The 14,978-nt window shown below is 43.8% G+C and carries 11 protein-coding genes and 1 tRNA gene; 4 read left to right on the top strand and 8 right to left on the bottom strand.

Annotated features, from left to right (window positions below):
• Positions 1-150: 150 nt before the first annotated feature.
• Complete coding sequence (smrA, locus tag AB4517_RS10435; RefSeq protein WP_017062320.1) at positions 151-732, bottom strand: DNA endonuclease SmrA; 582 nt, start codon at positions 730-732, stop codon at positions 151-153.
• Positions 733-902: 170 nt separating this feature from the next.
• On the bottom strand, positions 903-1,043 hold the full coding sequence (locus AB4517_RS10430; RefSeq protein WP_017062321.1) for a DUF3149 domain-containing protein: 141 nt from the start codon (positions 1,041-1,043) through the stop codon (positions 903-905).
• Between the two features lie 255 nt (positions 1,044-1,298).
• Here AB4517_RS10430 and AB4517_RS10425 point away from each other — a divergent pair.
• Positions 1,299-1,375 (top strand) — tRNA-Pro (locus AB4517_RS10425).
• Positions 1,376-1,648: 273 nt separating this feature from the next.
• Here the strand turns inward: AB4517_RS10425 and AB4517_RS10420 are convergent.
• Positions 1,649-2,071 (bottom strand): hypothetical protein, encoded by a 423-nt coding sequence (locus tag AB4517_RS10420; RefSeq protein WP_372148312.1) that lies wholly within the window; start codon positions 2,069-2,071, stop codon positions 1,649-1,651.
• 121 nt (positions 2,072-2,192) lie between these two features.
• Positions 2,193-3,080 (bottom strand): TraB/GumN family protein, encoded by an 888-nt coding sequence (locus tag AB4517_RS10415; protein WP_372148311.1) that lies wholly within the window; start codon positions 3,078-3,080, stop codon positions 2,193-2,195.
• Between the two features lie 404 nt (positions 3,081-3,484).
• Here AB4517_RS10415 and AB4517_RS10410 point away from each other — a divergent pair, with 404 nt between their 5' ends.
• Both AB4517_RS10410 and AB4517_RS10405 read left to right on the top strand, forming a co-directional pair.
• Complete coding sequence (locus AB4517_RS10410) at positions 3,485-6,136, top strand: beta-N-acetylhexosaminidase (protein ID WP_372148310.1); 2,652 nt, start codon at positions 3,485-3,487, stop codon at positions 6,134-6,136.
• 536 nt (positions 6,137-6,672) lie between these two features.
• Entirely contained in the window at positions 6,673-7,365 is a 693-nt protein-coding gene (locus AB4517_RS10405; RefSeq protein WP_017060537.1) for an oligogalacturonate-specific porin KdgM family protein, read from the top strand.
• A gap of 262 nt (positions 7,366-7,627) precedes the next feature.
• Here AB4517_RS10405 and AB4517_RS10400 read toward each other — a convergent pair whose 3' ends face one another.
• Entirely contained in the window at positions 7,628-8,068 is a 441-nt protein-coding gene (locus tag AB4517_RS10400) for a DUF411 domain-containing protein (protein ID WP_017060536.1), read from the bottom strand.
• Positions 8,058-10,862 carry a copper-translocating P-type ATPase gene (locus AB4517_RS10395; RefSeq protein WP_372148309.1) on the bottom strand — a complete coding sequence of 935 codons (2,805 nt, stop codon included), beginning with the start codon at positions 10,860-10,862 and terminating at the stop codon, positions 8,058-8,060. The genes AB4517_RS10400 and AB4517_RS10395 overlap by 11 nt, the downstream gene beginning before the upstream one ends.
• Before the next feature lie 300 nt (positions 10,863-11,162).
• On the opposite strand from AB4517_RS10395, the gene gltX reads away from it, so the two are divergent.
• Positions 11,163-12,590: a glutamate--tRNA ligase gene (gene gltX / locus AB4517_RS10390; RefSeq protein ID WP_017069020.1), complete on the top strand. Its 1,428-nt coding sequence runs from the start codon at positions 11,163-11,165 to the stop codon at positions 12,588-12,590.
• Positions 12,591-12,715: 125 nt separating this feature from the next.
• On the opposite strand, the gene AB4517_RS10385 is transcribed toward gltX, so the two are convergent.
• Together AB4517_RS10385 and AB4517_RS10380 are read right to left on the bottom strand one after the other, a co-directional pair.
• Positions 12,716-13,255, bottom strand: a complete 540-nt coding sequence (locus tag AB4517_RS10385; RefSeq protein WP_017060533.1) for an isochorismatase family cysteine hydrolase — start codon at positions 13,253-13,255, stop codon at positions 12,716-12,718.
• Between the two features lie 40 nt (positions 13,256-13,295).
• Positions 13,296-14,693, bottom strand: coding sequence for an FUSC family protein (locus tag AB4517_RS10380; RefSeq protein ID WP_372098204.1), 1,398 nt, complete (start codon positions 14,691-14,693; stop codon positions 13,296-13,298).
• Positions 14,694-14,978 lie beyond the last annotated feature (285 nt).

Genomic DNA, 14,978 nt, shown 5'->3' with positions numbered 1-14,978 from the left:
AAATGTAGATAAACAAAAAGCAACCTTTGGATAGTTGCTTTGAGTTGAAATTCGTTAACTGAGGTAATTTTAGCACTTGGTGTGAGTCTAGGCACGAAATATCGATCTTGATGCAAAATCGTTACTAGTCCATTTATCTATCTCAACCTATTAACTGGTGCGTTTTTGATGGCGCTCTCTGTTCTCTAGCTTTTTCTCATTACTCTTTCTGAGCATTACGTAGACTGCGCCCGTACCACCATGAAATTGCTGAGCAGAATGAACACATTGAACGTCGTTGATTTGTGTTAGCCAATTTGCCACGTAGCTTTTCATCATTGCAGGTGGATTCGAACGCTCACCCTTACCATGAACAATGATGACGGTACGAACATCCATTCTTAAACACTGACGCAAAAATGAAAGCACTTCGTTACGTGCGTCTTTCAGTGTTTTCCTATGAAGGTCGAGCTTGGCTTGAATAGGGTATTTTCCTAGGCGCAGCTTTTTGTATACGCCTTCTTGTACACCGTCTTTTTTATAAGCAACAACATCGTCTGGCTTGATCATTGGCGAATAGTCTAATGATAAGTAGTCTTTCTCGTCGTCAGACAGCCACATAGCGGCTTCACGCTTAGCAAGGTGAGATTCGGTGACTCGGTGTACTTTCTGGTGTTCAGCGGTGTCGTGGTCGATACGTTTAACATCGCCCATCATTTCTTGGAATAGATCTAAGTCATCATCATGAGACATAGTGTGTATCTCAAGTTGGAGAAGGATAGGGTAAGTATACCTAAGTTGAGGTTAGGTTTAAAAATGAAAAAACCGGAGAAGACAATAAGTCTGCTCCGGTGCAAAGCGTTTTGACATTTACTTATAAAGTAAAAGAATACTTAAAAGTAAATGATTTAGGCAGAGCGATTCTAGTGAGGAGATTTTTCAGTCATAACTTTGTATATGAAGAAGCCTCCATAAAACATCATGAGACCCAGAGCCCCGAAGATTACTATCATTGAAGATAGTCCCACCGCATTACCAAATAGGAGATCTAGCCAAAAGTCCATGTGTATACCTCAAAGTTATATGACATGGCTTAGTGTATTAACAAGCATTATCAATTCACTGATCTGGATCAATCCTGTTTCATAAGTTAAATACTTGTTGGTAACTGTGTGTTTTTCGTCACATCATGCTCGTTGTTGTATGTCTTTTGTTCGAACGATTCAAAATCGCAATAAATATGAGAAAAAGCCCTTGCGGATAAATTCAGAACCCGTATTATACGCTCCATCGACAGGCAATGAGCCAGTTAGATATCTCGGTGAATAGCGCAGCTTGGTAGCGCATCTGGTTTGGGACCAGAGGGTCGGGGGTTCGAATCCCTCTTCACCGACCACATTTAGAAAGCCTGCTCATTGAGCAGGCTTTCGTCGTTTCAGGGGAAGGGAAATGGGATTTGAACCTAGGTGGGGTTCGCCTGATGTTCAAAATAGCTCTTCACCGACCACATAAAAGAAAGCCGTAGCACTCTTTGTAGTAGAAGGTGCTACGGCTTTTTTGCTTTCCGGTATGTACGTCATTCCCTAGAGCGAGTCGGGAATCTCTTGTTGTTCTAAATGCCCTTTATAGAGACAAGGGTTGACCCAATAGCCAGTAGCCCCAAACCTGTTTACTTGACATCACAGGTGATGTTTTTGATTGGAGTCTCTGAAGTAACAAAACAAACATACGCTTCCGCTGGCTTATTCGGGCCTATTCGAATGTAACCTGCCTTTACTTCATCTTCATCAAACGTCACCGAGTGAGAGCTTCCCATTTGGTTGTCGTAAAAGTTTGCTTCAAAATTGTTGTTCATCTGGCTTGCGATACGGTTTCGTGTTGTAGATGTTGTGAATGTAATATTGGCGCAGCGCATCGGTGGTTTCTCAGTAATCAAAAACTGTCCGCTTTCTTTATCTAATACACCGCCTTTAGTATCCGGTTGTATGTCTATCGCCTGAAACTGTTCGATGGTGCATGTTTCTTTGGCTGAGGCTATTGAGGTCATCAGCATCGTGAGGGCTAAAGGGAAAGCAAAAAGTACTGGTTTCATTAGAACAACGCCATAGGAAAAAAGAGCGGAAGATAATAGCACCGCAATGGTGCTATTAAATGTAAAGATTCTGTTATTAAGGAAATGCTTTTATAACGAAAACAAAATGAGGTGAGTATTGTTAGCCTTTTGGGCTAGCCGCAAATTGACATTGGGCTGGTTGGCTTTGCGATTGCTGGATGACACTGAAACCTTTCTTTTCTAATAACTGTATAAGGTTACCTTCTCCAATTAGGTGCAAGGTGCCAACTACTATCAAGTAGTTCCCTTTAGACTTAAGTTTCCAATTATTGGCGGATAGCTTGTTTGCCCAGTCTATGTTGCGATCGGTTAAGAACGCTTTCTCAAGTTCAGGTGACATCTCTGATAGCTCTGAGAAGGCTTCCAGCTTCGCTAAATCGCCCGCTTTCCAGCTTTCAATCAGGCAATGAACCACACGATCAGTTTGGTCAAATTCTTCTAGGCTACTGACTAACCATTCCTTACCGTCATCCTTTTGTTTTGTCATCAGGTCTATTTGGAATTGCAGAGGCTCCAAACTGATAACCGGAACATCTTGGGTAGTCGCTTTGTTCGCTAGCGTCGCATCAACGCCGCTGGCGGAGCCATAACCAAGGTTTTTTAACTGCTGCATTTGTATGGAGAGAGAAGTTGCCCAAGGCGGTGAGCGAAGCAGTTGTTGCGTCGGCATGCCCAATGATTTTGATATGTCGGTTAATAATTGCAGCTGTTCTGTATTGAGTACATCGGCAGTCGTGAGTTTGTTGCGGGGATATACAACGCCATCAGACTTTCTGATATCCGTTTCGATAATTAAGCCATCACTGTTTTTTAGCGCGTCGGTGATCGCCGAAGGAAGGGGGTACATACTCTCGTCTCCAACGTGCACTGAACCTAAGATAGTGAGTGTCAGATCATCCTTTTGTGCTTGCCAATAAAGGGGCTCGGCGACCGCTTGCCTAGCTGAAAAAGCGAGAACGAATAAAACCATGTACCAGAGTGGACGCAAAGGGAGCTCCTTAAGGAAGTATTAAACTCGTTAAAATCGATTTTGACGATGTTTTTTAACGGTTTTTTTTGAGAACAATGTCACGTTGTTTGTACGAAAAGTATAACAATACGCTGAAACTCTAAATCCTTTCTGACTACCAATGACACGATTTTATGAAATCGGTAAAAAAGATTGTGATTCATTTCTCAAATTTTACGTCAAAATTAAAATGACGGAAGTGCCGTTGCTTGTAACTTGATGATTTTATTTAAATTAAATTTATCAATATTTTTGAGATTTGAAGCCGATCACTTTATTAGCTCGATTTAATTCACGGTAAAAAATAAGCCCATATAGTTTATCTAACTTTCGAAGCGCTCCATTTTGCTTCTTACTCAATTTTTAATTTATGGGTGAATACGATGTTGAAGAGAAACTTACTATCTGTAGCGGTATTGGCTGGCCTAACAGGTTGTGCAGTAACGCAAGCACCAGAACAAAAAGTAGTGAATGCACTGGCTGATAATCTTGATGTTCAGTACGAAATTCTAACTAATCATGGTGCGAATGAAGGCTTGGCTTGTCAGGACCTAGGTGCTGAATGGGCGTCATGTAATAAAGTGAACATGACGCTAACCAATGACGGTGAAGCGATTGACTCTAAAGATTGGAGCATCTACTTCCACAGTATTCGTCTTATTTTAGATGTTGATAATGAGCAATTTAAGATCACTCGCGTTACTGGTGACCTTCACAAGCTAGAACCTACTGAAAAATTTGACGGCTTTGCGGCTGGTGAAGAAGTGATTCTTCCATTAACCAGTGAATACTGGCAACTGTTTGAAACTGACTTTATGCCAGGTGCATTCGTGACGGCGCCAAACGCAGAACCTAAGATGATTGCATCATTGAATACAGAAGATGTTGCATCGTTCGTAACTGGTCTAGAGGGTAATAACCTTAAGCGTACGCCTGATGATAATAACGTAATGGCGACAGCGGTGACGCGTTTTGAAAAGAATGCTGATCTAGCAACTCAAGATGTATCAACAACGCTATTGCCAACGCCAATGTCGGTAGAAGCGGGTGAAGGTTCTGTAAGTATTGCTGGTGGTATTGCTTTACCAAACGACGCATTCGACGCTGATCAGTTCGCTGCAATTGAAGAACGTGCAGATGTGGTAAACGTAGATGTGAGTGGCGACCTACCTGTGAGTGTCGCTGTTGTTCCTACTCAGTTTACGGGTGATTTAGCGAAATCTGGCGCTTATGAACTAAGCATCTCGGAAGAGGGGATTGCAATTAAAGCGTTTGATAAAACGGGTGCTTTCTACGCAGTTCAGTCTATTTTTGGCCTAATAGATAGTCAGAACGCTGAATCATTACCACAACTGTCAATTAAAGATGCGCCGCGCTTTGATTATCGTGGTGTGATGGTGGACGTTGCTCGAAACTTCCACTCAAAAGATGCCATCCTAGCAACGCTAGATCAAATGGCGGCATACAAGATGAATAAACTGCACCTTCACCTAACGGATGATGAAGGTTGGCGTTTAGAAATTCCAGGTTTACCAGAGCTAACGGATGTAGGGTCTAATCGTTGTTTTGATTTGGATGAACAAAGCTGCTTACTGCCTCAGCTAGGTTCTGGTCCAACAACAGACAACTTTGGCTCTGGTTTCTTTAGTAAAGCGGATTACGTCGAGATCCTAAGCTACGCTAAAGCGCGCAGCATCGAAGTTATCCCTGAAATTGATATGCCAGCACACGCTCGTTCAGCTGTGGTATCAATGGAAGCGCGTTACACTCGTCTCATGGCGGAAGGCAAAGAAGCAGAAGCGAACGAATACCGCTTGATGGATCCGCAAGATACATCGAATGTAACCACGGTTCAGTTCTACGATAAGCAAAGCTTCATTAACCCATGTATGGAGTCATCAACTCACTTCGTCGATAAAGTAATCTCTGAAGTGGCGGCAATGCACCAAGAAGCGGGCGTACCGCTAACGACTTGGCACTTCGGCGGCGATGAAGCGAAAAACATCAAGTTAGGCGCAGGCTTACAAGATATTAATGCAGAAGATAAAGTGGCTTGGAAAGGTAACATTGATTTATCTAAGCAAGATAAGCCGTTCCAACAATCTCCACAATGTCAGAAATTAATTGCTGACGGTACAGTAAGCGATTTCGGTCACCTGCCAAGCCACTTTGCAGAAGAGGTGTCTAAGATTGTTGCTGAGAAGGGTATTCCACACTTCCAAGCGTGGCAAGATGGCCTGAAATACAGCGAAGGTGAAGAAGCATTTGCAACAGAAAGTACGCGCGTTAACTTCTGGGATGTTCTTTACTGGGGCGGCACTTCATCAGTTTACGACTGGTCTGCGAAAGGTTATGACGTAATTGTTTCTAACCCAGATTACGTATACATGGATATGCCATACGAAGTAGACGCAGCAGAACGTGGTTACTACTGGGCAACACGTGCAACCGATACTCGTAAGATGTTTGGCTTTGCGCCAGAGAACATGCCACAAAACGCAGAAACATCTCTAGACCGTGACGGCAATGGTTTTACTGGTAAAGGTGAGGTTGAAGCGAAACCTTTCTACGGTCTGTCAGCTCAACTTTGGTCAGAAACAGTACGTACTGACGAGCAATATGAATACATGGTGTTCCCTCGCGTATTGGCAGCAGCAGAGCGCGCATGGCACCGAGCAGATTGGGAAAACGACTACAAGGTTGGTGTTGAATACTCTCAAGAAACTAACTTAGTGAATAAGCAAGCGTTGAACAGCGACTTTAATCGCTTCGCGAATATTCTTGGTCAACGTGAGCTAGCTAAGCTAGAAAAAGCGGGTATTGATTACCGACTACCAGTTCCAGGTGCAAAAGTGGTTGATGGCAAGCTTGCAATGAACGTTCAATTCCCAGGCGTAGAGCTTCAATACTCAGCTGATGGTGAAAACTGGCTAACGTTTGATGAGCAACAACGTCCATCGGTTTCTGGCGAAACTTACATCCGCTCTATCTCTGAAAGTGGCGAGAAAGTAAGTCGAGTGACTTCGGTAAAATAATCGATAAGCAACATTAATAGAAAAGCTCCCTAGCTATTGTCTTATTTAGATAAAAGTGGGAGCTTTTTTTTCGTCCAAACTAAGTTAGGCACTTCTCTTAAGCTGAAACATATAGAAATACTCTTTGTTTATATCGTCAACAATGCACATAAGGTGAGTTCCATCGCAAAAGTGACGCGCTTCTCATTATTCTCTTCAAAAAATAAGTCCTCCATAAAAAACTCTAAATCAAGTGTGATTGAACTAACTCATTCTAATTTCGCGACGTGAAATAATGTGATCTGGATCTGTGTGTTTTTTTGTCTTGAGTTTTTTATCAATTTTTATATTTTTAAGAGATTGATTTTAAAGTATTAAATAACTTTTTCTTTTTTGACAGTGAGAGAGATCACTCTGCCCAGTCTTTTATTTTTAAACGCGAATTAATTCGAGCAACATAGATTTCATGCCAGGGAGGCTACCAACTACTCAAGCGGTGAAGGTGAATGATGTACCGAAGATGTGCCGCTGAAAAAATTAAACTAAGGCAGTTTACTATGAAAAAAATTATCGCTCTAAGTGCTCTTTCTCTTGCTTTCGCTTCTAGTGCTTTTGCTGGTTCTTCTTACGTAACGGGTAACATCCAAATTCATGACGATGGCCGTATCCACGGTTCTGACATGACTTCTACGCTAGAAGCTGGTCACACGTTTGACAACTCTCTAGGCGGTTTCACGGTTTATTCTGAGTTTGATGGTATCCAACTGGGCAAACTTGAATCTGAAAATGGCGGCGCAGGTAATACTACTCCAGGCATCACTGTAGGTGGTGAGCAAGCTTTCAACATCACTGACAACCTATGGGTTGCTGCGGGTTACCAACACCTATTCTCTGCAGGCGAAAGCATTCAGTTCCGTCCATTAGTTAAGATCGGTTACAACTTCGATAACGGCATCTCTATTAGCAACCGTACTCGTGCACACATCGACGACACTTCTAACGATGATAAAACTGACTACCGCATGGATAACCGCATTGCTTACACAGTGAATGCTGACCTAGCGCTTAGCTACAACAACGTATACATGATCGAAGCTGAAGCAATGGACCACGAGTTACGTGCAACATGGACTCGTCAAGGCGTTCAACCTTACTTTGAGTTCCGCAGCCAAGCTAACGGTGTAGATTTCGCAAACGGCGATTCTAAGCAAAACAACGCTTTCGTATTCGGTGCTTCTTACGGCTTCTAAGCTGATTCACTTGGCTGCTTAGTCGATTAGATTATTGGCCGAGTGAGCTTCTTTGTTAAATAGCTTTGTTGTTGAATAACTTCTTAGCTAATTAGCGAGAGGAACATAGCGGTACTAACAGCCCGGTTGGTGCCGCGACAAGTTTTGCTTTACTGTCCAAAAGCAAAGAGCCTAGCAAGTAAACCACAGTCTTGGGTTTACTGAATGCTAGGCTCTATTTTTATGACTTCTTTTTATTGCTGTGTGTTGGTCTGTTTAGGTTCTATTTTCCGTTGTAGTGACGGTATTCAAACACCTGACCTTTTTCATTAAACGCATACACAGAATACTCGTCTTTCTTATCGCCATACTCCATGCCTGGAGAACCCATTGGCATGCCCGGAACCGCTAAACCAATCGCATTACGTGGCGGGTTTTCTAGAAAGGCTTTAATGTCATCTGCTGGAATGTGTCCTTCAAATACGTAACCGTCGATCTCTGCAGTGTGGCAAGAGGCTAGCTCTTGTGTAACCCCAAGCTTCTGTTTGATTGGGTTCATATCATCGTGGAGCTTCTCAGTAACATCGAACCCAGCATCTCGCATATGTTCAGTCCATTCTGTGCAGCAGCCGCAGTATGGAGATTTGTGGTTTAGAACATCAGTAGCTAAAGCTTGTCCTGAGATTGCAGCGAGTGCAGTAAGAGTCATAATTTTACGAATCATGGTTAACCTCATGAATATGGTTTTTATTAATATTAGAATGAGTTGGTTTGAACAATCTCAGCCTGTTGGCATTGCTTACTACCGTAATTGACGACATCGCCATCGCTGCCCCTGCAACTACTGGACTAAGCAGAAATCCAAAAAATGGGTAAAGCACACCGGCCGCGATAGGAATACCAAGCGAGTTGTAGATGAAGGCACCAAACAGGTTTTGCTTCATGTTTCTCACAGTCGCTTGAGATAGCTCGATCGCGTTGCTTACTGATAATGGCGATGAGTTGAGTAGCGTCATTTGCGCACTTTCAATCGCGACATCACTGCCACTGCCCATTGCGATTCCTATATCTGCTTGAGCAAGAGCGGGTGCGTCGTTAATACCGTCTCCGACCATCGCAACACTCTTATATTGCTGTTGAAGCTGAACAATATGTTGAGCTTTCTGCTCTGGAAGCACTTCCGAGATAACCTCGTCGATACCGACGCTTTTACCTATTGCTTGAGCCACAGAGTCGTTGTCGCCTGTTAATAGCACAGTGTGAATTCCGGCGGATTTTAGTTGAGCTATCGCCTGTTTGCTATCTATTTTTAACGCGTCTGAAATGCCCAATATGCCTTCCAGTTTTTGGTCAATCGCAATGAAAATAGGCGTCCACGCTTGCGAGCGGCAAAGCTCGATGAAATCCGCGCCAACCTCTGTATTGATACCTAATTGGGTGAGGTACTTAAGCGAGCCAACTTGCACTTTCTTGCCGTTAATTGTTGCTTGAACCCCAAGCCCTCGTTGGTTTTCAAATTCGCTGTGTGGGAGTACTGAAACTTCCAAGCTCTCTGCATATTGGCAAACGGCTTTGGCAAGTGGGTGCTCAGATCCTACTTCTACTGAATAAGCACAAGCCAGTAATTCTTGTTCTGATAAATCGCCATAAAAGGCTTGCTGAACGGTTGGCTTACCTTGGGTTAGGGTGCCTGTTTTATCAAACACGACAGCATCAATTTTGCTTGCAGATTGCAACACATCGGCATCTTTGATCAGAACGCCAAACTCAGCGGCTTTGCCAACGCCGACAGTAATTGAAAGTGGTGTCGCAAGGCCTAAGGCACATGGACAAGCGATGATCAGCACTGTGGTTGATACCACTAACATGTAACTGGCGCTTGGTTGTGGGCCAACAAAAAACCAAACTAAGGCGGCAGCAACTGCGATTGCGACCACAACCGGAACAAAAACGGCTGAGATAGAATCGGCAAGCTTGGCGATTGCTGGTTTACTGCTTTGCGCTTGGCGAACCATTTGAATGATCCGAGCCAGCATGGTGCTTGATCCAATCCCAGTCGCTTCAATAATTAAACTACCATCCCCATTAATAGTGCCCGCAGAAACGCCATCATTTATTGTTTTGACGTTGGGCAGTGGTTCACCGGTCAGCATCGACTCATCGATATAAGATTCACCTGAGACTACGACACCATCAACCGGTACTTTTTCTCCGGGTTTTACTCGTACCTGCATGCCTACCTGAATCGCTTCTACTGCGATGGTTTGTTCTTTGCCATCGACAATAACCACCGCTTTTTGAGGCTGTAAGTTAATCAATGCCTGTAAAGATTTTGTGGTACGCGCTTTGGCTTTGGCTTCGATGTAGTGACCTAAAGAAATAAGGCCAACAATCATCGCACTTGCTTCAAAATAGACATGACGAGAAGCTTCAGGGAACCACGATGGAATGAGCACAACCAACATTGAGTAGAACCATGCTGCGCCTGTACCCAAAGCTACTAGCGTGTCCATGGTCGCGCGTTTATGCATCAAGGATTGCCAAGCATTGGTGAAGAAGCTACGACCTGAAGTGGCTAGCAGTACCAAACAGACGACACCGATTAAGCCCCAAGCCAATTGGTCGTTAAATGTAGCAATAGTCATGCTGCCACCAAACAGACCCCACGCCATCAGCGGAGCACCGATAAGCAGCGCGCTTACCGAATTTTTTAGGAAAGCTTTTTGGGTACGAAGTTGTTGTTCTTGCTGTTTTTGTTGTTGAGTCGCCGCGTCATCAACGAACTCGGCGCCATACCCCGCAGCTTTGACTGATTCGATGAGCTTGTTTTCAATGAGATCACGTGTTTTGGAGGTGAAAACCAAGGCAGTTTGTTCGGCAAGGTTGATCTGAGCTTGGTCGACAAACTCATTCTTTTTCAGTGCTTTCTCTACCGAAGAGACACAACTCGCACAAGTCATCCCCTCAAGAACAAGGTGATAGGTATATTGGCTAGCTGCGGTTTTATCTTCACTCTTTTTATCTGCTTGTTCGTCTTCTAAATCTGAACTCGATGAAAGGTCATTCGTTTCTGAGTAGGGAGCTGCGTGGTAACCCAGGCTTTCGACCAGCTTAATCACCTCAGACTCAGAAAGCAGAGTAACCAGTGATAATTCCTGTTTGCTGACTTCTAGGTTTAAGGCTTGCTCAGTTTGTTCAAGCGCTTTAGTCAGTTTGCTCACACACTTGCCGCAACTCAGACCGGATAGCGAAAGGTGCAGCTGATTACCCATAGAATAGCCAAGCGTTGCTAACTGTTCGTTGAGCTGAATGTAACTAAATGGAGTCGAAATATCGATGTAGGTCGGCGATATGTCATTAATCATCGTGCTGTCGAGATCGCTAAACAGTGTGCGAACTTTCTTCGCGCAACCCATGCAATTTAGGCCGTTGAGCGCCGTTGTGTAGTAGTTCATATCGATACTCCAATTCTCATCTACGCCTAACATAAACCTTCCCGTAAGGGTAAGGTCAAACATAAATTCAAGAATTTGATCTTGGTGGAGTGCTAGCTGGTGGTTTCAGTTTGGAATGGAAGAGGGAAATTAAGAATGTGCGGCTATAATCTACTTGCTAAGACTATCTATTTACGACTTTAAGGGCGTAATTGGCCTTTCAATAACGGCTTTCGTACAACAACAGCGCATTAATCATTCACTACTGATTGTAGATTTAAGCGGTGGTGATAAAATAGCGCCCAAAATTTAGTGATGTTTGACTATTGCAGGCCTTGTAATGGCGAGCACTAAAAGAATCACCTACATAATCAAGGTATTTAAATGACGGTTAAAACTCGTTTTGCTCCTAGCCCAACTGGCTATCTTCACGTTGGTGGTGCACGTACTGCACTTTACTCTTGGCTATTCGCTAAAAACCAAGGCGGTGAATTCGTTCTACGTATCGAAGACACAGACCTTGAGCGTAACTCTCAAGAAGCGGTTGATGCAATTCTAGAAGGCATGCAATGGATGGGTATGGAATGGGACGAAGGTCCTTACTACCAATCTAAGCGTTTTGACCGTTACAACGAAATGGTTGATAAGCTACTTGCTGAAGACAAAGCATTCAAATGCTACGCGTCTAAAGAGCTGCTTGATGAAATTCGTGCAGAGCAAGAAGAAAACAAAGAAATGGCTCGCTACGATGCTAACCACCCTAAAATTGTTGCAGCAAACGAAGCAGCAAAAGAAGGCGATGCGTGCGTTATCCGTTTCCGTAACCCTAAAGAAGGCAGCGTAGTATTTGATGACCAAATCCGTGGTCGCATTGAAATCGCAAACAGCCAACTTGATGACCTGATCATTCGTCGTACAGACGGTGCACCAACTTACAACTTCGTAGTAGTAGTGGATGACTGGGACATGGGTATCACACACGTTGTTCGTGGTGAAGACCACATCAACAACACACCTCGTCAAATCAACATCTATGAAGCACTAGGCGCGCCAGTTCCAACGTTCGCTCACTGTGCAATGATTCTTGGTGATGACGGTGCGAAACTTTCTAAGCGTCACGGTGCTGTTTCTGTAATGCAATACCGCGATGAAGGTTACCTACCAAATGCATTAAACAACTATCTAGTTCGTTTAGGCTGGTCTCACGGTGACCAAGAGATCTTCTCTCAAGAAGAGATGATTGAATTCTTCAGCCTGAACGCTATCAGCAAGTCTGCTTCTGCATTCAACACTGATAAGCTACTTTGGTTGAACAACCACTACATCAAGACATCTGAGCCTGAGTACGTTGCAAAATACCTGCAATGGCACCTAGACGCACAGAAGATCGATACAACAAACGGTCCAGCTATCACTGAAGTGATCAAGCTAGTTGGCGAGCGTTGTAACACGCTTATCGAACTTGCTGAGCAATCTCGTTACTTCTACGAAGATTTCTCTGAGTTTGAAGCTGGCGCAGCGAAGAAGCACCTACGTGGTGTTGCTAAAGGCCCACTAGAGCTTGCGCTTGCTAAGGTTGAAGCGCTTGAAGATTTCACTACTGCAAACATCAAAGATGGTGTAATTGCAGCTGTATGTGAAGAGCTAGAGATCGGCATGGGTAAAATCGGTATGCCACTTCGTGTAGCAGTAACAGGCGGTGGTCAGTCTCCTTCTGTTGATGCTGTGATGGAGCTTGTTGGTAAAGAGCGCGTAATCGCTCGTATCAAGATGGCTCTTGAGTTCATCGCTGAGCGTGAAGCTAACGCTTAATCCTATTTCTCTTGTTTGAGATAGAATGTACTTGAGATAGAACGATCATCAGCCGACAGCTTAATTCGCTGTCGGCTTTTTATTGTTTAATGAAAATACGGTCAACGTATTTTAGGACGAGACAGTTATAGCAAGTCTTGAGCTTTTGCTAAAACACTGAGTTTTGGGAATATATTTTGGCAGCTGTGCTGGTGGTTCATCGGGTTCATATCTGCAATCGCATCTTCGACAATCACCACGTTATAACCCAGTTCAAATGCTTGTCTAGCCGTTGATTCGACCCCAATACTTGTTGCTACCCCGGTCAGATAAATATCCGTAATACCTTGCTCACAAAGCTGCTTCTGCAAATCTGTGTTGGTAAATGCACCCCAGGAATATTTGGTTAGATAGCGATAATTAGGGTTTAGGCGCAGGCTTTCGATGACCTCTCCCCATACGATCTTTGATGCGTCAGGCTGAGCCGCTTTATTTTGCAGTTCCGTTCGGCCTTGTGGACGACCGGCTACATTAACAATAATTACGGGTAAATCAGCATCATCAAATGCATCGCAGAGAGCAAGGCTGTTCTCTATGATCGGTCGGGACACGGTTTCCGGTAATTGATCAACGATACCTTGTTGCAGGTCGATAACGACAAGCGCAGAGCATTTACTCATTTTCATTACTTTATGCCTTAGTGGTCTTTGTGTGAGGTTATAGTGGTTAACTTTTACGGTGTATTAAGCGGGTGTAAAAGCGGATGAAAGCCAGTGCAACCATCATATAAATGAGTAGGTTCAAAGGGGTAGTGACGTCATAAACAGGCACAAGTTGCGTTGCGCTCATGGTAATCATTACTAATAGGTTGCCCCCGAGAACTCGATAGACCATCCACTGATTACCAGCGAACAGGCGATACACCATAAAGACATTAACAAAGTAAAATGCCATTAATTGCCATACTTCGGTCATCGAAGGTAACAGCAGAACATACTGAATGAGGAACAGTGACCCAAAGGCTAAGTAGCCAATGGTCCAGTGCTTTATCATTTGCCTAGGCATGTTGCTTAATATCAAGGCGCAAATGGCACTGTTAATGATGAACAGACTTCCCGATGATATTGGTAGATATATCCAGACTAGAATTGCTGAGATGAAGCTCATTGTGCCGACTAACGTATTGCTTAATCGTTGCTGGCTGTTGTCAAGTAATCGGGCAAATAAGCGCTTTTTCTTAAAGTTACCCTGGTAGAATTGTTTGACTGTCTCTGGAAAAGGGGGCTTGTAATCGACATTAACCGATGATGCTTCAATAAAAGCCATAGCCTGGTTAAGTATCGAAAAATCATTGTGATCAACCCCTTGATCATGGGCGTTTTGCAGTAACTGTTTGGCAACCCAGATTGCTTGAGTTTGCTGTTGATGCTTCCACTGCTTTCTGGCAGGCATACGGCCATGCAAATCGGGCAGGCGCATCAGATCGTTCAGCGCTTTGAAGGTCGGGCTTTCAATATTTAACTCGCAGCTCGTGTGTAACTGGAAACGCTGCGCTGAGTCATTGTAAGCGAGTGAATGAATGAGGGGAGACATCGCCTCTAAAACAACACTGACTTCGTTGTTAAAGCGTGTGTCATCATCCTCAGGCCAAACCACGCTATAGATGGTCGTATAGACCACGAAGCCAAGCAGGGTTTCTTGCAGCCTTAGTACCGCAATATTAAATGTAGCTACACCATCAAAGCTGCCAGATATCGCCAGCAGGATGCAGACAATAAATGCCGTAATGTAAGCATAGCCGATGACCGGATCGGAACCCATGTATATACAAATTGCGAGTAACAGTGCGATGTTTGCTAAAAAATAATATCGATCTTGCCCAAAAACAGCGATTAACCAAAGCCCGACAAACGCGCCACAAAGCGTCCCCAACAATCTGAGAATGCCTTTTTTCTTGCCAGCAGTAATAGTATCAGTGATGGCCAATATATTGACCACGATAGCCGCCCAGTAAGGCTTCTCAAGGTTAAAATACAACGCAAGGTAGATAGCTAAACAAAATGCTAGGGCAACCTTTATGGCATTCTTGGCTGGAGTGCTCAGTGACTTTATAATGAGTAGCATAGTGGGGTTTAGCGGCAGAGGGATCGAATACGAGGATATTGCCTGATCTTTTGGTCAGCCTAAACTCTAGTTTGAAGGCCTTGATCCATCAAATATAGCAACTCTATTGCATCGTTTAACATTCAGGGGAAGGGGGGCGATCAGTCACTCTACTTATACGATATTGTTCGATGCTGATAATGATCGATAGATCTTCTAATAGTTAATAGCGATAGAACATCAGGTTTATCGTTCTTCTAAGCTGGCTAGTTGTTCCGATTATTTTAGGTTCATCGCGGCTTTCCG

Origin of the sequence: Vibrio sp. 10N.222.52.C3 (assembly GCF_041474195.1) — a bacterium.
Taxonomy (GTDB): domain Bacteria; phylum Pseudomonadota; class Gammaproteobacteria; order Enterobacterales; family Vibrionaceae; genus Vibrio; species Vibrio crassostreae_C.
Note: the sequence above shows the minus strand (reverse complement) of the source record. Positions and strands in the feature narration are given on the sequence as shown.

What these genes read in the sequence shown, in the direction of transcription:
- AB4517_RS10400 (WP_017060536.1), bottom strand. Translation starts at nt 8,068, where the DNA reads ATGATTCGTAAAATTATGACTCTTACTGCACTCGCTGCAATCTCAGGA.
- gltX (WP_017069020.1), top strand. Translation starts at nt 11,163, where the DNA reads ATGACGGTTAAAACTCGTTTTGCTCCTAGCCCAACTGGCTATCTTCAC.
- AB4517_RS10430 (WP_017062321.1), bottom strand. Translation starts at nt 1,043, where the DNA reads ATGGACTTTTGGCTAGATCTCCTATTTGGTAATGCGGTGGGACTATCT.
- AB4517_RS10405 (WP_017060537.1), top strand. Translation starts at nt 6,673, where the DNA reads ATGAAAAAAATTATCGCTCTAAGTGCTCTTTCTCTTGCTTTCGCTTCT.
- AB4517_RS10385 (WP_017060533.1), bottom strand. Translation starts at nt 13,255, where the DNA reads ATGAAAATGAGTAAATGCTCTGCGCTTGTCGTTATCGACCTGCAACAA.
- AB4517_RS10420 (WP_372148312.1), bottom strand. Translation starts at nt 2,071, where the DNA reads ATGAAACCAGTACTTTTTGCTTTCCCTTTAGCCCTCACGATGCTGATG.
- smrA (WP_017062320.1), bottom strand. Translation starts at nt 732, where the DNA reads ATGTCTCATGATGATGACTTAGATCTATTCCAAGAAATGATGGGCGAT.
- AB4517_RS10380 (WP_372098204.1), bottom strand. Translation starts at nt 14,693, where the DNA reads ATGCTACTCATTATAAAGTCACTGAGCACTCCAGCCAAGAATGCCATA.
- AB4517_RS10410 (WP_372148310.1), top strand. Translation starts at nt 3,485, where the DNA reads ATGTTGAAGAGAAACTTACTATCTGTAGCGGTATTGGCTGGCCTAACA.
- AB4517_RS10395 (WP_372148309.1), bottom strand. Translation starts at nt 10,862, where the DNA reads ATGTTTGACCTTACCCTTACGGGAAGGTTTATGTTAGGCGTAGATGAG.